A 22,760-nucleotide genomic window follows, 5' to 3' on the forward strand; every position below is an offset into this window, starting at 1 on the left:
CATGCAGGTTAGACTTGGACATGGCGTATCATTCCTCTGTTGGTTGTGATCGTCGCGGTGATCAACCAACAGGATACGCCACCCCTTCAACCTGCTTCCATACACCAGAAATCACCATAACTCCCTCGGAGCTCGCAAAAGAGGGTTTACGCAGGAGCGGATGCTGGCTCTAGGTATAGTTCACCAGTGGTTTCCTATCTTCCCGGGGACAGCGCATGGCAAATAAAAGCGATTTCCGGGAGTTTTCAAGACAGGATCGGTACCGGGCAATGGAAGTACTTCTGAACTGGGAAGGGGGATGCAACGCCTCACGGCTCGGGCGCTTGTTCAACGTCCGGCGTGAAAATGTCACCCGATACATTCAGGATTACCGGGAAACCTATCCGGGACAAATGTGGTACGACTCGGTCTGCAAGATCTTCAAACCGACTACTACGTTTACGCCGAAGTGCACTCGGGGCATTATCAGTGAGTATATCGACTTCGCCCGGCGGTTCCCTGCTGAGCACAGTGGATCTTTTAACGGAGGAAACTGGCTCGATTGCGGTCCACGGCCCCACATTGAGCCCGAACCGAGTGTGTTCCGGACAATCGTTCAGGCGATCAAGGAATGCCAGATCATCGCGGTCCGGTACCGTTCATGGAACCATCCGAGCGGCCGGGACCGAAAGGTACACCCGCATGCCCTCGCCTATTCTGGCCTGAGATGGCATTGCAGGGCCTTTGATGAAGAAACTCAGAGCTACCGAGATTTCCATCTGGGAAGGTTCGAGTCGATTGCTTTGGTGGGTAAAGCCGGCGATGCGATCACGGGAGAAGCTGATCATGACTGGCATCAACAGGTTGATTTACTCCTGATACCGAACCCGGAGCTTAGTGAACAAGAACAACAGCTCGTTCGCGCAGATTACAGTATGGACCGGGGTTGTTTGACCGTCAGATCGCGTCGCGCTATGGCGCAGTACGTTCTGACGAGCTATCACGTCTCCCCCAATGGAGACATTCCAGAAAACCCGCGGCAACAGCCTCTAGTGTGTGCCAACCTTGATATTGTGGCGAGTGTGTTGTTTTAGTTAATAAGCATGGTCTGACTTCAGCTTTCACCTCTAACTCAGGGTGCTGCTTTATACGGTGTGCCATGTGCCAGTTGACGTTTCATACTCTGCTACACCAACAGCCACCAGAGATTGGAGACCTTCCTCAACCGATTTTACAGGTTTCCGTTTGAACAGCTCGGCAAGACTTTCGGTGGTGTACGAGCGTTCGGCTAAAGCCTCACGGAGCATTCTAAGCTGATCGGGAATGGCTTTCGGGAATGTTGCTTTGCCTTTGCTGGTGATGGCTTCCGCTTTGGCTGCGGCTGTCTTCGGCGCAATATCTACTGCCGTTTGAACGGCATCGGGAGCTTGGTACTCTGGACGGAGCCAACGAATGATGCCTCGTGATTCTTCCTCGGCCCGCTGCTTGTTAAGGTCGACCAAGCGCATTAACAGGTCTTCTTCTGCTTCCGCTTGGCCACCCGGCTTATCTGGAAGCGGCGTTGTGGCGCCTGGGCGACCTACCAACTTTTCGGCCAGGTCCGACCAACCGTAGGCCCGAAAAACAGCATGGTCTAATTCATCATGCAGTTCTTGGAGTACGGAAACTAAGCCCTGTTGGTGAATGGTTTTTTCTTTGTCGGTGAGTTTTTCGCTCGCGCGTAGTTTTTCCAGCACGTTGTACATGCCTGTAAGTGTCAGTGAAGGATGCTCAGTTAGTTGGTCTTTTCGGTGCGCATCAACACGAGTTGCAAGCTTGCCAATTTGAGCAACTGCTGCTTCGTCCAGAGCAGGAAAGGAAAAAGCTTCGAAGCTTTTTGTTTTTACATACGTTGGATCATTGCCGACTCCAAGCGCACTTCCTGCAGCAGTGGCCCAGCAGGTATGAACCCGGGAGGAGAGAACCCCCAATATTTCTGGCTGATCTAAAGTGCAGGCAATTAGTTTGCTGTCGGGTAGCGTGTCAGAGCTCACATACTGAAAAGTTCGGTGCTTTGCAGTCTTCACCGTTGCAATGTATTTGCTCAGCGGCGGAAGAGCGGCCCTAAATTTTGGGCAAGGTTCGCCAAAGATCCACCATTTGTCACGGCGACTAGGTCGAGGGTTGTGATCGCGTTCCGGTTTTATTCTTTCCTTTACCCATTGATAGACTTCTGGAAATCGCAACTTTACGTCATCGATTTCTAAACCAAATAAGTCGATCACTAGAGCATTTCGAGGCTTACCAGTTAGATCTCTACCATTCAGATAGGGGCGAATATGGCTTTCCAATCCAGAACGTTTTCCAAGGCCTAACTCTCGAGCTTCATCGGGGGAAACTACAAAAGCTTTCCCGTGTGGCTCAATTCCGGGGAATGTTAATCCTAAATTTGCAGTTAGTGGTAGCGCTGAAGCCACATCAGCGCCAATTGTGAGATCTGAGAAGATCTTTCCGGTAACTGACGCTATATCTACTTTTCGTGTTTCACTCTCAGATTTCATCTCACTAACAATTCGATTCAAGGAACCTGGTTGTGTTCCTTGAACGCCAACCGTCATTGCAATCCGAACAGCAGCACCATCATTCCCATCTACCCATGGATGATCCGGCACCGCAAAAGCCAGCGATAATGGCATCTTTGAATCATTTAAGTGCGGCTCTAATACGCGTCGGTTAAAGGTCTGCTTCAAACTGTTGGTGGTAATGAACCCAAATCGTTGAGCGTTACCCTTTCTTACGTTCTCGGCCGCTGTATGCCACCAGTACATTACGAAGTCGGCTGAATCCGGAACCACGCCTTTGAAGACCTGGCGCACAGCGTCAACGTATCCATCACCTAAAGAGCGTCGCATCGTTGATGCGCCAATGAACGGCGGGTTGCCGATGATATAGTCAGCCTTCGGCCACTCGGCTCGGCGTGGATTGTGGTACCGGTACACAGTGGCGCGGCCTGTTTCATCGGGAATAAGCTCACCCGTCGTTGGGCTGACCTTCATGCTAATACCATCCCAGATGGTTACTGGTCGCCCGTTATCATCCAGCTCCGGTTCCCGGCTGTCATACTCGATCAGAGCGTCCCGGCACTCAATGTTTTTAAAGTCCTTCAGAATTGGCTCGGGGAGATCCAGGCGGTCATTCAGCCGGTAGTGCCATTGCAGGTAGCCAATCCAAAGCACGAGTTCAGCGATCTGGGCCGCCCGGGGATTTAGCTCCAATCCGAGGAATTGGTGGGGATCGACGGTCAGCCCCTCGCTCTCCAAGACACCCTGCCCTTGTGTTAGCTCGGAAATAAAGCCCAGGACCTCGCCTTCGAGTCTCTTCATGTGCTCCAGGGCAACGTAGAGAAAGTTGGCGCTGCCGCAGGCAGGATCTAAGACATGGGTTTGGCAAAGTTGATAATGGAAGGCCTGGACCTGCTGTAGCGCCTTAGCGTCTTTCCCCTGACGCAAAAGTGTTTCCGCAGCTCCTCGAATGTCACCCCACTGCTCGCGAAGCGGTTCAATCAAGGTCGGCATTACCAGACGCTCAACATAGGCTCTGGGCGTGTAATGGGCGCCGAGTTTGTGGCGCTCTCGGGGATCTAGGGCTCGTTCCAGCAGCGTCCCAAAAATGGCTGGTTCCACAAAGCGCCAGTCCGCTCTCGATGCGTCAATGAGTAGCTGGATCTGGCTGGCGTTCAGCGGAATGGGATCGATGTTTTTGAACAGACCACCGTTGAAGCGTTTTACGGTCTGCATTAGACGTTCGCTGTAGCCGCCGGCATTCATGGTATCCCACAGGGCTTTAACCGCATGGGGGAATGCCTCCGGATTCCGGTCTTTAATGTCTACGAGCAAGTTCTGAAACGATTCTCTCGGCAGTAGCTCGACATCCTCTGCGAACATCGTGAACAGACATCGTTTGAGGAAGCTGGCCACCCTTTCAACGTCATACCCGCTGCGCTCCAGGGATCTTGCCAACTCTGCCAGTTTGGTACTGACTTCCCGAGTGACCTTGGCTGCGTGTTTGCTTGGGTCAAGCTTGTCGGGATCGAGCCAGAGCTGGCGAAGACGATGTTGGATCTCTGGTTTGTGCAGGTCGTCCAGACGGATCTCAAAATGTCTGGGGTCTGGAAATGGCACATAGTTTCCGCCCGTCCGGGTGAACTCCGAATAGGTGTAGATGGCATTTCCGACGTCGACAATAACGATGAATGGAGGACGGCCATGCTCCACTTCCTCGACGGGCAGCCCCCTGATGTATCGTTCGGCCTGGGCTACCGCAGCGTTGATGGCATTCTGGTGGCTGCGAGAGGCTAGTTGTTTGCCTGTCTGCTTCCCTTCCAAAACGAAACAATCTCGACGGTACAAATCGATGTATCTGCTTTCAGTGTTGCCGTCGACTCGCGGAGAGGCGATAAACCGCTCAAAAACGTAGGAGTTCTGACTGGTGTCGCCCTCCCCCGGGTCAGGGAGTGGAAGATCTAGGAGCGTGCAAAGATCGCGCATAAACGATTGGAAGTTTGAGCGTTCACTCCCCGAGTTGCCTTTCCAGCGTTCGAGAAAACTGCTTACAGCGGAAGAGGTTGCGATCGCATCCAAGCTTACTACTCCTTAAGACACAGGTTCAGAAGATATTACCCTTTCTGGAGAGGGTTACGCGAAGCGCCAGAGTCATTCCACTCTCCAGCGTGTCAAACTCAATTTGAAATCGCGAATATTGATGAGAAACAGTTGGATTGCAAGATGGGTCGGTTCACAGCTATGTCATGAACCACTTCGGTCAGTCACGAGCGAACCAGCTGGGTACGGTGTCCCCTTGCTCGCGTAAGTTCTCGCAAACGAATCCAACGAATTCGCTCGCCGCCTCATGAGCAGTCATGTTATGTGGAATTCGCTCGGCAGCGTAAAAGGCGTCATCCATATTAATGAGTGTGCCCGTCGCAGAGAATATGTGTCGGCGCTCTTTCGCACTACTTTCCAGGCTGAGGTTAATTGCATTGTTAATCAGTGCCGTTTGCACTTCGGTAATGAACTGGAATTTTTTCCAGTTGAGTTCGTCAGTCATTTCTTTCAATCCTTAGTCTTTGCGGCACGGCCGTGGATCTGCACTGAATGTAAGTTGGCCCTAGTTATCCCTCTGGCCTTGTTGCACGACGATCAATCAGTACTGGAGCCTTGGTATCTCTCCACCTGTTGATTGACCGAGTAGTTCAAAAATTCGGAGTAGCTGGAGAACCTCTCTCCCCTCTCCTTTTCAGCGGCAACCAAATTACGGAATTCTGCAGGAGTTGCGCAATCGTGAAACAGCGGATGCTCAGGCTTCGATTTTGTAGACTCGGTCTTTGGATCTTGGTCCTGAGCAATGGCGTCCAGGGGCAATTCCGGATCCGCGTAATTTTCTCTTACTGCAGTGACGAACCACCCTGCAGGATTGCTCAGGGTTTGAGACCGATGGTGAGCTTTGGCCAGGGCCAAGTTTCTTACGATTCGGTCCTCATCGAACTTAGAGAAGATTTCTCTGCAAGTTGCGTCGGTGACGCCGAGTGCTCTCAGATCCGAATAAAGAGGGTGGTTAGGCAGATCTTCTAGAGTGTCGATGGTTTTCCACTCGAACTCTAAGGCAACCGTTTTACGGCCGTGCTTAATTTTCTTTACGTAGACCTTTTTGAACTCGGTGAACTGCTCAATCTGGGCAATCGCCGGTTGAAGTACTTTCTGGTTGAGATTGGCGAACCGCTCGTATGTCTCGTGGTTGTAACCCATCAACTTGGAAAAGTTGTCCCAGCCGTTGCGTGCAGCCAATTTGGGATCGAGGCCCACCACCCGGTTGCCGAACTTGCGATATTGCTGGAAGAGCTCATAGAGTCGGATCGCGTAATTCGATTTCATCCGAAGAATTCGACCAAGCTCATACAGAGTGAAGCGTCCGACCAAGCCAATAAGGAAGGGCTTGAGCTCTTCACTGAATTTGATGCCGAATGTCCCTCGCTCGCAGTAGGCTTTGGAAACCCACTGGTACATGCGCCACTCCCCGGTATCGTCGTTCCGGATGGTGACTTGCTTACTCATAATCCCTTTGGAAATCCGGCGCAGATCTCGGTATGCGTTTTTCGGATTCAGCTCCAGGTGCTCGACCAGATCTTGTACCTGAAAAACCTGTTCATGGAACTGGGTCTGATCCTTGCGGATCTGTGCCATGGCAACCAAAAGAAGTTTGTGCTCTTGGCTGGTGAGCTCGAATTGCGCCTCAACGAGTGCGTTGGCCTTGGCAACTCGCAGTTTTGGGGTGTTTTCGTTCAGTGGAATTAAATCCAGCTGGTGACTGGCTTCAGCTGCTTGACCCACGGTGAGCCCCATATAGATGAAATGATGGTTTGAACAAATATCACCCAACTGATTTCGCTTCAAGGGCACAAAGTCAGAAGCAACCAAAGGATGGTCAAAGGCAACCTGATGACGGTTTTGAGGCAACCAAATGACGCCGTGAATAGTTGATCAGAGGAAAGCTGGCTGATTTTCGTGCAATATGGTCATGTTATCGATGTTTATTGCACCTATCTTCCACCTCAGGCCGTCATCAGGTTGCCTGAAGTGTCTCGCCACGTTGAGTGACCCTGTAATTTCCGAGGTTCAGCCTGGAAAGACCGTCTTTGAGTTGCCCAAACCGGCGTGATTACCGTCATTGAGTTGCTTTTCGAGGGCTTGTGTCGTTTCCCTACCGTCATCAGGTTGCCTTTTGCGGCGTGTGGTTCAGGAAAAGTGCGTTCGACCGTCATCGAGTTGCTTTTAAATCTGCCTGCGCTCTCTGATTTGACCGTCATCAGGTTGCTTTAGTCGACCCAAAACGTCATCCGGTTGCCGATTATTACCCTGAAAACCAATGAAATCAGGGTTAAGCAGCCTATAGGGCTCTGTGAAGCTGACTCTGAAAGCGCTCTGCACCCCTCTGAAACGCCGTCATTTGGTTGCCCCTCCCAGTCTATGACTGCCAAGAACCCGCCTCCAGGGAAATTCCCTTGCCGGCATCATTTGGTTGTTTATCGCCGTCATTAAGTTGCCGCCAAACGTCAGTGAACGGCAATTTCCCCGTCATTGAGTTGCTTCAGACCGTCTCGAAGGTACTGAATCTTCATTCAGGTTGCCTTTCTTTTTCTAGCATCATGTTTCTTCTGGATTTTTTCGAGAAGAAACAAACATAACTACATAAATAGGAAATAGTGCAAACATGGCTTATGGACTTCTATCTCTTATACAGGCACACCAGCGACCGGCAACCTGGATGATGCCGTTGTAACTGCTGCCCCGGTCTCCAGGACCCCGTTAGCTGGAGCGCATTGCCTTTCAAAGATAGATTCTCTCTAAAAGCAATACGGTCTGCAGACCAGTGATAAGCGACGAGCGATCTACGCCATGCCTGCAATGAAGTTGCATACGCCTATCGGGAGCCACAGCTTCAGGCCGGTCTCATCGATGATCTCAAGGTCGTCACCTGCCCTATCAAGGTAAAACGCTTTGGCATCCTGGTCCTTGGCATCAATAACCAAGCCTACGCCACCTACGGCATCTGAAATCTCAGCTGCGGTAATGATCGAGTAGGTAAAAAGACGTTTACCGCACCCCTGCCCCTTGTAGCGGATATCCACGGCCATTTTGGCGAGCAACAGAGCGGGTACCGGACTCTTAAGTTTACGGCCGGCAAAGCACTCATCTGGAATGTCGATTGTGGTGGGAGTCAGCGTCACAAAACCCATGACCCTATTTGAGTCTCTTGGATCTTCCAGGACAAATGTCCTTGTCATCCTTTTGGAGTCGGATGACCGCGCGCTGTTAGCTAAATAGTTATTCAGTTGTTCATTACCGCAGTCAAAATCTCTGCGGTTATGCCTCTTCTGAATCGGTGTAAGTTTCGCTCGCATCTATCGTTTCCCTGTAATCGAGCGCGTCCTGAATGAGCTTGCTTGACTTAGGTTTCCGAGGTCTTTGATCCATCAGACTCAGCATTCGGTTACCGGTCTCAACGGTCACCTTGATGCGTGTCATCTGTTCAATAACCTTATCTGCCCTGTCCATGGATGACTCAATCACAAATTGTGACAAGGTCACTCCACTGAGCTCAGCCGCTTGCGCTATGTGTTTTTGGATCTCCGGACTGACTCGCGCAACAAGGCGCGGATCAGCAGATCCGTTTCCCAGCTTGGTCATGATTGGCTCCTAGTATTTATCGTTGGCTGGCTCAGGCGACCCTGTTTTAAAGCCCGGGTTTGGCAAGTGCGTGCGACGAAATACAACCTGTTTCCTCTAACTGTTGCCAGCATCATTACTCTACTCTGCCCTTGCTCAAAAATCAATCTGTGTGACGTTTAGGCACACAAGCAGTGCGCTGCGTTCAATTTGATTGCTGCGGATTGATCTGTGCGCCCAAGATGCGCTCCATCGAAAACATCGTGGCTTCTTTGTCTTTAATTTATTTCTTTATTTGTTTATTTGTTTGTTTGTTTATTTCTTATAAAACGCTATACTTGATGCATATCCCTACTAGTTCGAGGTTCATATGCGCCCTGCGGAATTTGAAGACGAGCAAATCATCGAAGCGGCCAAGCGGTTGTTAGGCGCCGGTCGGCGAGTAACCGGTTTTGCCTTGAGAAAGGAAATCGGGGGCGGCAACCCGTCGCGATTGGTGAGGGTTTGGGAGGACTACCGCCAGAGCCAGGAGGTTGTTGAAAGCGAGCCCGTCCAGGATCTGCCTGTTGAGGTTGAAGAAGCACTGAATGAAATGACCAGCTCATTCCTGGATCAGGTCAGAACACTTGCGATCAATCTTAACAACCGTGCTGTTAAAACCGCAGAGCGCCGGGTAGCCGATGTCATGAAGTCGGCCAAGGAGCAACAACAAAGCGCGGAAGCAGAGCTGATTGATGCCACAGCGGCCTTTGACGAGCTAGAAGGGCAAGTGCAAAGCCTTCAGGAAGCGCTTGAAGGCACGAGAAAGGAGCTTCAGTCAGTCAATGATGACCGGAAAGAGCTCGGCAACAAACTGGTAAAGCTGGAAAAGGATCTTGCTGTTTCGGAACAGAAGTTAAGCAAAGAGCAAGAAAAGGCCAGTGATTTGAAGGGTGAGGTTGCAGGTCTCAAAAAAGCTAATGAGAGCCTGGAGAGCGACAAAGCTGATCTTCGAAAACAGCGGGATGGTTGGGCGACGATAGTAGAAAGCCGTGAGGAAGAGGCAGCAAAGCTGAGTCATCAGTTGTCGGAGGCTCAAGGGATGCTGCGTGAGCTTGAGGCTGAAAAGAAAGCGATCGCCGCACAATCGGAAGAACGAAAGAAGGAGCGTGACGAAGCCCGCTCCGCCCAGAAGGAGGCCGAGAGACTAGTCACCCAACTGGAAACCCGGCTGGCAGCCAACGAAACCCAGAACAAAGAGACCAAAGAGGAAGTGCACGAGTCTCAAAAGCCAGGAAATGAATCTCGGTCACCAGAAAAGGCCTCGGATCCAAGAAAGAAGGGAGGTAAATCGTGATTGGGTGCCGACCTGCATGGCTACTGATCTTAGTTTTATCGGCTCTGCCCTTGGTTGGGGCAGCCGATGTGATCAAAAAGTCCGGGTCGGGTATTTGCCATGATCCACAGAGCCCTTGGTACGAAGTTGTTAAAAACTACCAGGGATTCCGGACCCTCAAGGCGTGTACGCAGTCTGGTGGTCGCCTGCCCAAGGGAGCCAGTGCTACTCAGGAAGAAATCAAAGGCCAGGTTTACAGTCGTGCTCACTATGGAAACGGGTGGGCGGATGACGATGGTGATTGCCAAAATACCCGCCACGAACTCTTGGTAGAGCGCTCTACCGCGCCAGTTCGATTTAAGGACGAATCCAAATGCACTGTCGTGTTTGGGCGTTGGATAAGCCCGTTCACCAATCAGGTCATTCAGGATGCGCGCCAGCTAGATGCCGATCACCTGGTCCCGCTTTCATGGAGTTGGCAAAGAGGTGCCTCGGAATGGTCCGTTGAAAAACGAGAGGCTTTTGCCAACGATCCGTCTAATGTGCTTATCGTAGAATCCTCCCTCAATCGATCAAAGTCCGATAAGGGGCCGGACGAGTGGTTGCCGCCAGAGGGCCGGTGTGGCTATACGGCGAGATTCACGAGGATCGTATTGAAATATCGACTACAGCCAAAGCCTGATGAGAGCGCCAGAATTAAAGAAATCTTGGAACAGTGTCGAGGGTAGCAATGGGGTCGACAATCAATGTCGACCCCCTGTTTATGCACTGGCTTTCACTGCTTTTAATTCAGAAATGAATTGCTCTACCCGATCTGCATCCTCATTGTTGAGAATCGCGAAAACAGGACGCTTCTGGGCCCCCTCTTTCACGGTGGCGCTTGCAAATTCGTGCTCGTAATCTTTCACCTGCTTTGCGACAGTTTTCGGGATTTGCACAGTGATCGTCTCCAGATCCGGCGCGTCATCCAGGATGCCAAGATACAAAGCCTTTTCCTTAGCTTTGGTCACCCCGATGTTCACTTGTTGCCGTGACATTCCAAGTAAACGGCCGACTTGGGACATGCCATAGCCGTCAACCAGGACAAGCGACAACGCCATGAAAACCCAATACTTGATGTATCGAAACTCTGTGGTGATCGACACAAGCTGCAATTGAGTGAACATCGGTTGTTCGGTCGGTGCCACAGCGTGCTTGAACAGATCCACAAGGACCTGATAATCCCTCTCTGCATTTGGAGCGTCTCGCTCAAACACTTCCAGAGTTGGTACGCCTTCAACTAGAACGCGGTAAGCGCGATCTTTCAGTTCCGGAGAAGGCTTTACAGCCCTTACTGCCTTGGCGAAGGATTGAGGATGAATATTCATTGACCTAACCCCGCGTATGTCTGAACAGCTGCCCGTTGTGTGTCGGATAAGGGGATAGAGCTCAGAAACTCCGTGAAGGCTTGCTCATCGGATAATTCCTGCCGTTCGGAACGCCAGGTCTTCCAAGTTGCGATGGCCTGGTCGTCATCGGTTGGCTCAAATCCGTTATCCAGTGCCAGATCGAGTGCGGCCGCGTATGCCCATTTCGGAACGATCCGGGTGCCGTCAGCCCAGGATCGGAGGTGTTTGCCTCTCAAACTGTCCCTCTCAGCACCGTAACGGACTCTGCCGATATCGAGAATGCGTTGAGCGGTGACATCGTGGCTTTCCTGTGGCCCGAAAACCGCCAAAACGTGCGCAAAGAACACGCGGCCATCCCCTACCCTCTGTTTTTTGGTTTCATCGCTCATAATTTACCGCCAAACAGCGCTTCGCCGATTTTCTCCCAGTCTTTCTTCCAGCTTCTTGGGACTTTGAAGCGCATGGCGTTGCCTTTCCCATCTTCAATTTCCAACACGCCCTTTTCGGCCACATTCACTTTCTTGGCCGAGAACGTCATTGGTTTCGGCGTCTGGGGTTCTTGCTCTTTCTTTGCAGGTTTGGACCCTGGTACTTCCCTGCCCTCTTTAAGCGCTTTTACCCTGGCGGCGTACTTCTGTTCAGCCCCGGATGAAATTTGGCCAGCTTCAAGGATTTTCTGGGCTTCGGCCGCGGCGTATTCCTGATCGAGTTTCCATAATTCAACCAGGCTGCCAAGGGTGTTCAGGTTGGTCAGCGCTTCAGCGCGAACCAGCATCTGGATTTCTTCGGGACCGTTGAAAATCTTCAGGCGTTTGCTGAGATCGGTTTTCGAGAGATCCAAGTCTTCTGCGGCCTCGCCCTGCTTTTTCCCGGACAGTTCCACATACCGTGCACAGGCTTTGATGTCTTCCCAGGGTGTCAGAGGGCGTCGATCATCGTTGTCAGACTTCTGCTTCCGAAGAATTTCTGCCTGCTCTGGGGCGGTAAGCTCCGCCGGCTCATACTCATAAACAATGGCGTCGATATATTCCCAACCGGCTTTTTGGGCAGCTTTCCAGCGGTTTTCGCCGTTGCGGATCTTGTATTGATTAGGTCCGGTCATCACCACGGTAATGGGTTGATGCTGCCCGTCCTTTTGGAGCTTGCGCGCTAGAGAATCAATGAAATTAGGATCGAACGTTTCGCGCGGTTGGTTAGGATCCGGGGTGATAGATGAGATCAATACACGGCAAAGTTCCCCAGTCGCGGCAATAACGACGGGTTTGCTAGTTTCCCTGGTCTCAGTGGATTCTTTTCTGCCGCCACCCAAAGCGGCTTTGAGGCCTGCCTTTTTGCTCATGCCTTGCCCTCATCCAGGTCCTTCAGAATTTCGTCGGCCAAGTCTCGGATGTCGTTTGCAGACTCCGATCGCTTGGCATAGTCAACGATGCCCTGGCCGTAGGCGTGGGCTTTCTTGAACTCTTCAGAGCGACGAATGGTTGTCTTGAAAACTGGGTAGGGGTAGTCCTCCCCGAATAACTCCAAGGCCATCCTGGTTAAATCTTCATTGGCGCGGGTACTGGTCAACAAAACCCGGAAAAACGGAGCTCCATCGCGAAACTCTTGAATCTTGCTGAGTGATTCCACGCAGATCTCTGTTGCGCGGAAGTCTGCGGGTGCGGGCTGCAGAGGAACAATGACGTAGTCTGCCATAGCCATAACAGCGCTATTGATCTTGCTGGCTTTTCCGTCTTCCTCATCGTCCATATCAACAATAATGCCTGCGGTGTCAATCAAGATGATGTCGTTGGAACCTTCATAGGCTTTGATGTTGACCTTGATCATCGGGTCATACATTCCAACCACCGGTACTTTGGCGTTATCACCCGCCAAACTTTGCCAGTGGACACAACCACCTTCTTTCTCGGTGTCAGCGATCACCGTGGAGTACCCGCGATTCACGAATTCACAGGCCAGGTTAATAGTGGTGTTGGTCTTGCCGACGCCACCTTTTCGGTTGATTACTGCAATTTTGATGGGGCGTTTGAGCTTAGGGGCAAAGGGCTTCGCCATTGGGTAGGTCCTTCTGTTAGGTCGCCACGAGTACCGGCGAACGTGAGTAATGGCTCATCCTACCGGTTTTTTTGTCAAACTTTCAACAAAAATACTTTGACTCGAATCAAATAGTGCCATCTAATATAGAACTATATGAAATTGGAGAGTTTCGAGATGGATCTGGTGACGCGAAACGGATTGTGGTGTGTTGTATTCGAAGGCGATTTGGGCGAACAGTTTCAGAAGACTTTTGGCTCCAACGTGGTTCCCCTGCCCATTGAGTCCTCTGTTCCAAGGAGCCAGGCGCTTGAGCATCTGGAAAGACATAAAGATTCTTTGAGCATGGATCATCTGTTTCCGGCCGGAAACTCCAGGTGACGGCTATTGTTGTTCTGAAAGATAATCTAATCTTTTTAGGCTTGAAAGATATACAAAAAGATTGACAAAGAAAGGCGATAAAGTTACGCTTAAATGGCATTCAAATTGGTTTACCGCAAAGCGAGGTAAGTTAGATGGAAAAGGTAAAAAGGGGTCAGACGGTCCGGTTGGGTCGAGTGCTGGCCAAGGTTAAGCGGGTCTATAAAAACACCCTGGTTATTGAGACACGAGGCGGTCGTCTGAGAGTGGCCAGGGAAGGTGTCGATATGGCATGGGGGGCGTGAAAGTGATGGCCGAAAAATTCGTAAATCTACACCAGCGTCGGCTCGTGCTTATAGAGACGATGGGCAACCTCGATGAAGAAAAGCGCCGCCTGAAAGCGCGGATGTCGAGCGCAACAGACGAAGTAAAGCGGCGAATTGGGAATGAGATCGAAGAGCTTCAGCAACAGCGCGAAGCAGCACGGCTAGAGCTGGCAGAGATAAATCAGGCCATCAAAGCCAGTAAAGCGGTGAAGCACCGCGGAGGCGCCGATGTCTCCGTTTCGCAAGTGTTTGTTGAGCTCGCTCGAAGACATCTTGAGAAAGAAGACTTCGACTACTTGTATCAGCAGTCCCTGCAAGCCGCCAACTGCGCGAACGATCTTTAATACCCTTCTGATTCGAGGAAAACCCTATGCCACAAGTAAATGTTATCGACCGCCCTACCCTGAAAAACGTCATTCGTCCGGCACTGGACGCGAAATTGGCCGAGCTTTCAAAAGAGCTTGGGCTGCAAATTACTTCGGGAAGTGCCACCTACGGTGATACCACGGGCAGTTTTAAGCTGAATCTTGCGACCATCTGTGAAGACGGCGTCGTAATGACGCAAGAGCGACAGGCTTTCCTGGACCTCCATGAGCTTTATGGTCTGCCCGAGAGTGCACTGGACGCCGAGATCACTTTGTCAGGGCTTCGGCTCCGTATAGCCGGCATTCGGACTAAAGCGCCCAAAAATAACATCCTGTTGGCCAGTCTCGATGGCAGCGGGAATCGTGTTGCTCCACTGAGTGTTGTAAAGGCAGCGTTGAAGCGCTCACAGGGCTGAAAAGGAACTTAGTGATGCGGGTCCGTGTTGACCCGCATTTTTTTACACCTGTTCCTGATGGAATCAGGGCGTCAGAAACCAAAGGAAGGGGGTTACACAATGCACACGATGAAGCGACTCGCCCGAGACCGATTTTTAAGGTTCGCTGCGCTAACTCTGTCCAATCATGAAGAGGGCGCTATTTCGCTGAGTGATGCTGTGCGGTTGATTGAATCCCATGGGGACGGGATGGCCGAGGCGTTTGGCGCAGTGGAACAGTTCGAACTCGTGAAAGTGGTTGAGGAGACCAGAGCAGACGTAAAGCTTTTCCTCGAAACCCAACATGGCGTCTTCGACTGTCAGTGGCTGATCATGAGCGAGCGGACGGTTGGCCGATTTCAGCAGCTCGTGAATGAGCTGCCAAAGTTTAGAAGCCTGCGGTACCGAAGGCTCCAGGAGCGCGTTGGAAGATCCCTGATCTGATCTTCGGGCTTCGTCTTCAGAGCACCTACCCTCCCCGCTTTCTTGCTGTTACTGGGCAAAGTTATTCGCCATTTTCGTGGATAAATCGGTGGAAATGGGACCTAAAGAGCTGTTTTTATTGCTGATAAAACGGCAGTCAAAAATTGATCAAGTCTAAGGATGGAATTGAATGAAGAACTTCAAACCTATCATTATTGCCCTTGTGGCTTTGGCAGTCTTCGGATGTACTAGTGAATCTGAGCCAGATCAGGTTTCTCAGGCTGCGTCTGACCGAACCCCCGACGAAAAGAAAACCCAGGCATCCACGCGCACTGAGGATCCCGTATCTGGGAAAATTCGGGATGTTCAATTCTCCGTGGAACAGGCCATCCTGAAATCAGGTACGTTGGAGTTGCGGCAGGGCTCAGACTTTTTTGCTGATCTTTCTGCAGAAATCGTATTGTTTGACGATAATCCGGCGGGCGACGGGTTCAAAGTCCCATCGGACGGGCCAGGCCTAGTGCCGCACCTGCGCTTGAAGCAAAAGCTTGAAGATCAAGGCGTGCCTGACACCCAATCGCTGATGGGAAACTATCAGCTGGACCTGGTGTTCGGAGATTCTCAGCTACTCGGAGTACCCTTCTCCATCGTGTTGACCGCCGAACAACATGGGACAGAGCTGCGAGGAAGTGGTTTCGCCACATATGGCGATATCAAGGTCATCCAGGGGAAGTTAGATACTACCTACCAAAGTCTGGACACGTTGAAGCTGCTGGCAAAACGATACACCCGGCGGAATTATGAACGTCTCACAGTATTGAATGACTTCGGTACGACACTCTATACCAACGGTTCCGCTAACCCGGCGACCGCATTTTTTGGTTTAGAGGCCCTGGACGGTAATGACGAGCGAAGGTTGGTCAAGCTTCAGTTCATCATGGGCCAGAATGGCTGGGAAGTGGCGAACGAGCTGGAAATCGACCAGATCCATGAGGCTCATCCTGTGTTGTCGGAGCTGAAAGGCAACCTCAGGACGGTTGAGGGTGCAAAGGTGCGGGGTGTTGCTGGGGATAGATTCGAGAAAGAGCTACAGGCGAAGGCTTTGGTGGGCAGAATTCGGGGTACTTCAGTAAATTGTTACTTATCTGAGGCTGCGAATAAAGCCAGTTGCAGGGCTGCCGGGAGCCTGGTGAACGAGGGTGGATATGACTGTTTCAGGAGCTTTTATCTAATGACGAACGACGGTCCCGGGTGGCGTTACGAAACCGACTTGGAAGAGACGCAGAAGGTGGATTACAAGACGGGACAAGTCGTGGAAGGTCGACCCCCTTCTCAGTATTCTTGCTCCGCCTGATCCAGTTCCCGCATGCCAGGACAGCGAGTTAAGTAATAGTAAGCACTTACTACGATTCTTGGCTCCCCGTTTCGTCCAGCTTTTTCATCTCGAAAGCCCTCCTGATAAACTGTATATTTATACAGTTTATCAGCGAGTGATATTGTGGAATTCCGCCGACGACATAACACCTATTTTGCCACCCTCAATGCTTACGCCTCTCACCAGCCAATTGGTGTGGTCACAGCCCACGAGATTGAAGTGAGATCATGGCTCGGCATTGCCGATCGGGATGTCATCCGCAGACTCCCATCGTTTTCAGCTGTGCTCCTGGATATAACATCGTGGAGGCGGATGATTCTGGAGCCTTATCAAAGGCTGGGACCAGGAATATATATGGTGGGTGCGGCGATCGATACAGGCGTGATTGGCGTAATGGACAAGGGGCGGCCAATGGTTCGGATGGTTCGGAACAAAAATGACCGGCTGGACAGATCAGGGTAGCCGCCCTGCCCTGCCCCTCCCAAAAAAAAGGAGGTTGGTGCCGGGTGCCCCCGGCCAGGCTCACCACTGAGCAGGTGACGCACCCGAGAGACCATACTGCGGTGAACGGGCATCCTTGCCTCATCTCGACCCAACGAGATAGCCAGAGTGTACCTGGAGTCGAGTTTATTGCCAGTAGCACGTTTTGATCATGCCAAACGGTTCATGTTTCCGGGCGGAAACGGATCCCCCGAAAACTAGAAAGGGTTCGGGTTGCTTCTTTTTCTCTGCAAGAGCGATTGTTTGTTTTCTTCAAAAAACCGATTGATCGCCTGCTGGACATATTGGATCTGGGAGCTCAATCGATGATCAAGCGCCGAATACCGGTCATCGATCTGCACTTTTGGGTTATCGTCCGTAAACCAGAGCTTCGTTCGACAGGGCCCTACCCCTGCCGGCATGCTATAGAGGTTTATGTAGTAGCGAGGTTCTGAATTTAAAGAAGCAGACCATGCGTTGATCTTCACCCTGTAAGGCCTACAACTCCGCTCAATCTGCGCCATCTCTTCCCTGGAAATCATATCGCCGCTCTCTATGCGTTCACCCTTCTGACTCAGGATAGCAGCAGACGTTATGAACGATACTAAAGATATACCCAAAGATTGACAAAATGCGGTAGAAATGTGAGTATTTGAGGGTGCCAGTAGTTAGCTGGCAGCGCGTTCGCCGGCGTCGAGGCGAGTTAGGAGAATCCCATCATGAGTACACTTGCGCTTGTTTCCGCACTGAAAGACCATTCCGAAGATTTCGAGTTTTATCCCACTACCGATGAGATGTTGAGTGCTGTCCGAAAGGACATACAGGCAATTCTTTCGGATCCGTTCAGCGACAAATACCCTATCTTTTCGGCGCTTGATGTCGGTGCTGGGGACGGGCGCGCCCTAATGCGTCTGACTGACGGCGATCGATATGCCATTGAAAAGAGTCTGATGTTGGTTGAGCGCCAGGACCGAAGCATTGTCACTGTTGGAACTGACCTATTCGCCCAGGTGCTTTTAGATCTGCGATGCGATGTGATCTTTTCGAACCCGCCCTACTCTCACTTTGGAGCCTGGTCAGAAAAGATCGTTCGCGAAGCTAACGCAAAGCTTATCTACCTGATCATTCCGGTACGTTGGCAGAACGATAAATCTCTGCAGTCTGCCATTGAAAGTCGAAAGGCCGAAACCGAAGTTTTGGCTCAGTTTTCTTTTGATACCCCCGATGCCGACCGTCGCGCGCGCACTGTCGTTGATGTGGTCCGAATCCGCTTAGATAAACACAGCCACAATCGTGGCCGGAGCTATCGGTCTAACGAGTTGCGGGTAGATCCGTTTGATCTTTGGTTTGAGCAACACTTTGCCCCTCAATCTACGGTCGCGGATTGTTCCAATCTTGATCCAAAGGCAACCATTGAGGCCAGAGCCAAGAAGCTTATCAGTACCGACCGGGAGTTAATCACTAGTCGCGGTCTGGTGCAGGCGTTGTCTGATTTTTACCAAAACGATCTATCGGATTTGGTCGGGGATTATGAGCGGATCTGCGGCCTCGATCCGGTGTTGCTTGGGGAGCTCGGGGTAAGCACCGAAGCCCTGGCCAAAGGGCTGAAGCTCAAGATTGAGGGCCTGAAGCACGTTTATTGGCGTGAGCTGTTCGAGAATTTCCGGCCGGTTACCTCTCGGCTGGCTACGAAGACAAGGCAAAGGGTTATGGACAAATTACAGGCCTCGATGAGCATCGATTTCACGCCGGATAATGTGCATGCGCTCTGTGCCTGGCTCATTAAAAACTGCAATCAATACTTTGATGACCAGCTGATTGAGCTCGTGGAGCGAATGACCAAGAAAGCCAACGTCATAAATTACAAATCCAACGTCAAGACGTTTGCCGAGGAAGGCTGGCGATACGGGCGCACGCCCGAGATCGAAAGGTACAAACTCGATCATCGGATTATCCTGGAGTGTTGGAAAGCGCTGGATTATGGGTATTTTGGAGATCAGTCCCCTACCCTTGATTCTACCGTGGCAGACCTTTTGAACGATCTAATGACCGTTGCTAATAATCTGGGATTCGAGACCAGGCATGAGGCGCCAGCGGGCCGGCGGGAATGGGAGGCCGGCCAGAAAGTGCTTTTTCATTTTACAGACCGAAAGACCGGGCAAAGAGCTGTCGCTTTCGAAGCAAAGGCTCACAAGAAGGGAACGCTACATCTGAAGGTAAATCAGCGTTTGATGTGCCGGTTGAACGTGGAATTCGGGCGCTTGAAAGGATGGGTGCGAAATGCCCAGGAGGCCGCTGACGAAATGGATATTTCTGTGACGCAAGCGCAAGCAGCCTTTCATTCGAACTTGCGGTTGGGTAATGATGCATTGCTGGCTTTGGCAGCACCGCTTCCGTAAAAGTTTCCGCCCGGAAACAAATTGGATGCAGCAGGGATTGGTCCTGCTAGGCTAAAGGTGACTAAAGACGAAGGCTCGCGCGATCGCGGGCCTTTTAGTTTCCGGCCGGAAACTCACCTTAAAATACACGCCACTTGGACAAGGACAGTAAATGGAAAGTATCAGCGGCGAAAGGCTTCAAACCCTCCTGCAGACGATTTTGCAGTGTCGAACCCCTGATGAAGCAAGCCAATCTCTTAAGCGTGAAGCGAAAGATGGCGCCGAGATTTGCTTCGATGCGGTGGATTGGGAGCAGTTGCGGAGCGACATTGGCCAAAGAGATTTGAAATTTCCTTTTATTGGCTGGGGCGCCAGGACTCTGCATTTCGGTGAGTGTGACTTTGGCGATGGCGATATTACGTTTGCAGGGACGTTCCAAGGCGCTGTCGTGTTCCAGGACGCTCATTTTGGAAGCGGAACCTTATCCTTTGCTGGATCCTCGTTTGATGTATTTAAGTTCAAGGGGGGCTCCTTTAGTGGCCAAGGCAAGGTTCTGTTTAACGGTGCGAGGTTTTACAACAATGCCGTGATTCAGATTCAAGACTTAGGCGAGAAGCGTTTGAGCTTTGGGCCATTTAAGAAACCTGGGCAAGCTGACTCCTGCTGTGTGATGCAGGGTCCAAAATTCCACTTCCAAATCAAAGCGTCGACGGGCACAAGTATTTCATTCCGTGAAGCCATTCTGAATGTAGGCGACCTGCTGCTGGACTTCGCGGGCGCTTCAAATCTGTCTCAGGTCGACTTCACAAAGACGGAATGGCGAAGCGGGAACGTATGCGTGAATGGCCTGCGACTCGGATTCCCGGATCATGAAGGGACGAAGAACTATTTGCGCTTCACCGATGCCAATTTCGAAGAAGTCAGGCGGCTTCGCTTCGATGGGCTCGGCATGGTAAGCGGGCATATGATCTTTGCGTTTACCAGATTTCCTGAGCGCGCAATAACAGAACTAAACTTCAGTGATCTTGGCCCTGGTGAGGTGGTATTCAAACAGGCCCACTTTCCTGGAATACTGGAATTTAGTCAAAAAGACGGAGAGGTGTTTACAAGCGAGCTCTCTTTTCGAGGATCCACCTTTAAAGGCCCGTTATTTATTAATGGTCTGAAGTTTGGACCTGTTCCAAATCTAGTGGGTACTGAATTTCAAAAACACCTCAGTCTTACAGATGTGGAGTTTGGCTCCCAGATGACCAGCAAGCAAAAGCGGCAGGAGCCCAACAGGGGCGCCAAACTGCAGCGAATCAAAGAGCTTGCAGAGGCTAACAAGGATCATGGCCTGGCGTTGACGTGTCACGCCGAGGAAATGCGATTTAACCGTTTTCGCAGGAAAGGAGTTGGCAGGTTTCTCGCGGATACGCTCGACCTAATTTATGAATGCACTTCCAGCTATGGGCAATCGATAGCTCTACCGATGCTTTGGCTCATTTTTATTTGGGCGGGTTTTGGCCTTATCTATCGTTATGTGTTCGATAGCATCGAGTCACCGTTGTTGTTCTCGTTTGCATGGACCTTCCCGTTTCTTCCTGCTGCGGGTGTTTTGCGCCTCATCGGGTTTCGGAACATTTTCGAGGATGCAGAACCCGCACTGTATGCCTTGATGGCAGCCCAGGGCTTGATTGCAATCGCGCTTATCTTTCTTATAGGTCTCGGATTCCGGAATCGATTCCGGATCTAATAGATATAAGTTTCCGGCCGGAAACTCAGCGGCGTCACGTCGTAGAAGGCCTACCATCCAGGTTCTACTTTCTCCAATGATTATATAAGATCATATAGGGATGTTAAGCGACCTTTGAGGGAAGAAAAGCATGATTAATCGAGAGGCCCATTGCCAGGGCTATGGTTTTCGAGAGGGTCAATCGTGAAAGTGGAATGCCCCGAATTCTGCGGCGCCGTAATCGCCCAGGTCGCTGATGAAATAGGCGGCGCCGCTGCTACCAGTTACTTGCCACCCAATTACTCGGGACGTTGTGTCGTCCTCTCTCAATCGTCGTTTGAAACGATTGCAATACTCCCAAACGGACTGGAGGCCTTTCGAGTGGCGGCATATGCGATTACACCTGATGGAGGCTTTGGCTCAGTGGAGATTCAGCCTTCGCTTGAATGTGAGACTCACAAATCCTTCATGGACTGGTTTGGATCCTAACCCGCCGATATGTTTCCGGCCGGAAACAATTTTCAGTATTGTCTATTTCTTGAACGTTTCTAGGAAATTGGCTTTAATTCTACATAAGATTGGCATGGATCAGCGCGGGAGTTCGCTGTAGCGATCGATCATTGGCCGAGTTCAATGAACCTTTAAGGGATTAAAGCGATGAATCACCGTTTTCTGATTTTCCTATCCATGTGTTTTGCCTTGTTTGGGTGCGTCTCCCAAAGTACTGAGACTACGCCCGATGAAACTATTGAAACTACATCATTCGATTTTTCGACGCACTGTCCAGGTCTTCCAATGGAGAGCTGGCAGCGTCAGGCTCGTGACCTCACATATGAGCAAGTTGTGAGCTCTGGCCGAGAGTTGACTGCTGAGCTCCAAGCCGAGGGTTCGCTCTCTGAAAACGCGAATGCTTCGGGCGGCGTAAGCGGAAATATTAAGGGAGGTTCGACCACATCGGTAAAAGGAACGGTCAAACAAGAGGTTCCGATGTCTGACCGAGAGGCCGCAGCTGATAGGCGTTTTCGTCAGACACTTTGCCCACTCTTGGCATTGAGACAAGATGACAGTCTCACCCAAGAACAAAAAGGCGAGTTGTTCACCTTGATAACAGCACTTATAGATGGGTATAAGCCGGAAAAGGAATAGGCGGCTGGATTGAGCCAATTATTACTTCCAACATCAGGAAGACAGATTCAGCCGCCTGGCTAGACGTAGAAATATCTAATCATAATGAATATCCAATGGACCTTACGGGTCTTGAAGCGACGTTGCGCGTATACGAGGGAAACCTTCCAACGAACGCACATCCAGCTTTCGCAGGCCTTGAGAAATATTATCGCGAACCAATAGGTGCTTTAGTTTTCGCAAAAGGGGGCTCGCGTTTTGGGACGGAAGTAGGTGAAACAATTTACAAAATCCCACAAAAGGACACTGCCTACATTAGGATCGGGTTATGCAGATTTTCGAACATGGCGTCATCGTTGGATGACAAAGGAATTATCGATGTGTCGGTTTTAGTGAAAAACTTGGTCGACGGTTCACATGTCGAAAAAACCCACGCGCAAGTAGTAAGCCTCTTGTCTTCTATGCCTGATTGCCGCACAAGCTTTGCAAATTTGGACATCTTTAGCTTGTTTAAAGAGGGGTTTACTGCACTAGACAGAGCGAATGACTCGGACTGAGGACATATTACTGGTCCGTGTAGCTTTGATTCTAAGAAAAAGTCAGAGAATTTCCGGCCGGAAACTTCAGAGACGCGCCCTTCGGGGCGGGCTTCTCCGGGTTCGCTATTCGCTCATCCCGCCGTTGGCGGGACTGACGCCCTCCGTATCCCTCGCGCTTCCGACCTCCGGCCGGTAAAGGATCCTCGCTGATCGCGGGGCCCCCGAAGTCGGATCAACAGACGCTTCGCGACTGTTAAGACGATCCTCCAGGAGCGAGTGGCTGTGCCACACGCTCTAAAAGCAGGGTGAAGTGCTTCCCGCAGATCG

The 22,760-nt window shown here is 51.1% G+C and carries 21 protein-coding genes; 12 read left to right on the forward strand and 9 right to left on the reverse strand.

Annotated elements, in window-relative coordinates:
• Nucleotides 1-215 precede the first annotated feature (215 nt).
• Nucleotides 216-1,073, forward strand: coding sequence for a WYL domain-containing protein (locus MDHKLMBL_RS19680; RefSeq protein WP_104272339.1), 858 nt, complete (start codon nt 216-218; stop codon nt 1,071-1,073).
• Between the two features lie 51 nt (nt 1,074-1,124).
• Here the strand turns inward: MDHKLMBL_RS19680 and MDHKLMBL_RS19685 are convergent, their stop codons facing one another.
• The 5 genes from MDHKLMBL_RS19685 to MDHKLMBL_RS19705 form a co-directional block, all read right to left on the reverse strand.
• Nucleotides 1,125-4,598: a class I SAM-dependent DNA methyltransferase gene (locus tag MDHKLMBL_RS19685; RefSeq protein ID WP_104272341.1), complete on the reverse strand. Its 3,474-nt coding sequence runs from the start codon at nt 4,596-4,598 to the stop codon at nt 1,125-1,127.
• A gap of 181 nt (nt 4,599-4,779) precedes the next feature.
• Nucleotides 4,780-5,064, reverse strand: coding sequence for a hypothetical protein (locus MDHKLMBL_RS19690; protein ID WP_104272344.1), 285 nt, complete (start codon nt 5,062-5,064; stop codon nt 4,780-4,782).
• Between the two features lie 92 nt (nt 5,065-5,156).
• Nucleotides 5,157-6,470 (reverse strand): replication initiation protein, encoded by a 1,314-nt coding sequence (locus MDHKLMBL_RS19695; RefSeq protein ID WP_241956280.1) that lies wholly within the window; start codon nt 6,468-6,470, stop codon nt 5,157-5,159.
• 932 nt (nt 6,471-7,402) lie between these two features.
• Nucleotides 7,403-7,750 carry a GNAT family N-acetyltransferase gene (locus MDHKLMBL_RS19700; protein ID WP_228715210.1) on the reverse strand — a complete coding sequence of 116 codons (348 nt, stop codon included), beginning with the start codon at nt 7,748-7,750 and terminating at the stop codon, nt 7,403-7,405.
• Nucleotides 7,751-7,877: 127 nt separating this feature from the next.
• Entirely contained in the window at nt 7,878-8,201 is a 324-nt protein-coding gene (locus MDHKLMBL_RS19705; protein WP_104272348.1) for a type II toxin-antitoxin system TacA family antitoxin, read from the reverse strand.
• 349 nt (nt 8,202-8,550) lie between these two features.
• On the opposite strand from MDHKLMBL_RS19705, the gene MDHKLMBL_RS19710 reads away from it, so the two are divergent.
• Nucleotides 8,551-9,516: a DNA-binding protein gene (locus tag MDHKLMBL_RS19710; protein ID WP_104272349.1), complete on the forward strand. Its 966-nt coding sequence runs from the start codon at nt 8,551-8,553 to the stop codon at nt 9,514-9,516.
• A gap of 68 nt (nt 9,517-9,584) precedes the next feature.
• A complete protein-coding gene (locus MDHKLMBL_RS21415) occupies nt 9,585-10,223 on the forward strand; it encodes an HNH endonuclease family protein (protein WP_425269263.1) in 639 nt (212 codons plus the stop codon).
• Between the two features lie 33 nt (nt 10,224-10,256).
• On the opposite strand, the gene MDHKLMBL_RS19720 is transcribed toward MDHKLMBL_RS21415, so the two are convergent.
• From MDHKLMBL_RS19720 to MDHKLMBL_RS19735, 4 genes are read right to left on the reverse strand one after another with little or no spacing between them, the layout of a single operon-like run.
• Nucleotides 10,257-10,862 carry a hypothetical protein gene (locus tag MDHKLMBL_RS19720; RefSeq protein ID WP_104272351.1) on the reverse strand — a complete coding sequence of 202 codons (606 nt, stop codon included), beginning with the start codon at nt 10,860-10,862 and terminating at the stop codon, nt 10,257-10,259.
• Nucleotides 10,859-11,272 (reverse strand): hypothetical protein, encoded by a 414-nt coding sequence (locus MDHKLMBL_RS19725; protein ID WP_091643549.1) that lies wholly within the window; start codon nt 11,270-11,272, stop codon nt 10,859-10,861. Before MDHKLMBL_RS19725 ends, MDHKLMBL_RS19720 begins: the two co-directional genes overlap by 4 nt.
• Entirely contained in the window at nt 11,269-12,222 is a 954-nt protein-coding gene (locus MDHKLMBL_RS19730) for a ParB/RepB/Spo0J family partition protein (protein WP_104272353.1), read from the reverse strand. The genes MDHKLMBL_RS19725 and MDHKLMBL_RS19730 overlap by 4 nt, the downstream gene beginning before the upstream one ends.
• A complete protein-coding gene (locus tag MDHKLMBL_RS19735) occupies nt 12,219-12,935 on the reverse strand; it encodes a nucleotide-binding protein (RefSeq protein ID WP_099620033.1) in 717 nt (238 codons plus the stop codon). Before MDHKLMBL_RS19735 ends, MDHKLMBL_RS19730 begins: the two co-directional genes overlap by 4 nt.
• Before the next feature lie 156 nt (nt 12,936-13,091).
• Here MDHKLMBL_RS19735 and MDHKLMBL_RS19740 point away from each other — a divergent pair, with 156 nt between their 5' ends.
• From MDHKLMBL_RS19740 to MDHKLMBL_RS19785, 9 genes are all read left to right on the forward strand, one after another.
• On the forward strand, nt 13,092-13,295 hold the full coding sequence (locus tag MDHKLMBL_RS19740) for a hypothetical protein (RefSeq protein WP_146083435.1): 204 nt from the start codon (nt 13,092-13,094) through the stop codon (nt 13,293-13,295).
• Between the two features lie 134 nt (nt 13,296-13,429).
• Nucleotides 13,430-13,579, forward strand: a complete 150-nt coding sequence (locus tag MDHKLMBL_RS20930; RefSeq protein WP_158254300.1) for a hypothetical protein — start codon at nt 13,430-13,432, stop codon at nt 13,577-13,579.
• A gap of 5 nt (nt 13,580-13,584) precedes the next feature.
• Complete coding sequence (locus MDHKLMBL_RS19745) at nt 13,585-13,944, forward strand: hypothetical protein (protein ID WP_146083436.1); 360 nt, start codon at nt 13,585-13,587, stop codon at nt 13,942-13,944.
• A 26-nt stretch (nt 13,945-13,970) separates the two neighbouring features.
• Nucleotides 13,971-14,381: a hypothetical protein gene (locus MDHKLMBL_RS19750; protein WP_104272360.1), complete on the forward strand. Its 411-nt coding sequence runs from the start codon at nt 13,971-13,973 to the stop codon at nt 14,379-14,381.
• A 99-nt stretch (nt 14,382-14,480) separates the two neighbouring features.
• Nucleotides 14,481-14,843, forward strand: coding sequence for a hypothetical protein (locus MDHKLMBL_RS19755; RefSeq protein ID WP_104272362.1), 363 nt, complete (start codon nt 14,481-14,483; stop codon nt 14,841-14,843).
• A 169-nt stretch (nt 14,844-15,012) separates the two neighbouring features.
• Nucleotides 15,013-16,176 (forward strand): hypothetical protein, encoded by a 1,164-nt coding sequence (locus MDHKLMBL_RS19760; RefSeq protein ID WP_104272364.1) that lies wholly within the window; start codon nt 15,013-15,015, stop codon nt 16,174-16,176.
• Between the two features lie 1,220 nt (nt 16,177-17,396).
• A complete protein-coding gene (locus MDHKLMBL_RS19775) occupies nt 17,397-19,076 on the forward strand; it encodes a DUF4942 domain-containing protein (RefSeq protein WP_104272369.1) in 1,680 nt (559 codons plus the stop codon).
• A 151-nt stretch (nt 19,077-19,227) separates the two neighbouring features.
• Nucleotides 19,228-20,790, forward strand: coding sequence for a hypothetical protein (locus MDHKLMBL_RS19780; protein ID WP_104272371.1), 1,563 nt, complete (start codon nt 19,228-19,230; stop codon nt 20,788-20,790).
• 636 nt (nt 20,791-21,426) lie between these two features.
• On the forward strand, nt 21,427-21,915 hold the full coding sequence (locus tag MDHKLMBL_RS19785) for a hypothetical protein (protein WP_146083437.1): 489 nt from the start codon (nt 21,427-21,429) through the stop codon (nt 21,913-21,915).
• The last annotated feature ends 845 nt before the right edge of the window (nt 21,916-22,760 follow it).

It is taken from the genome of Marinobacter flavimaris (assembly GCF_002933295.1).
Lineage (GTDB): Bacteria > Pseudomonadota > Gammaproteobacteria > Pseudomonadales > Oleiphilaceae > Marinobacter > Marinobacter flavimaris.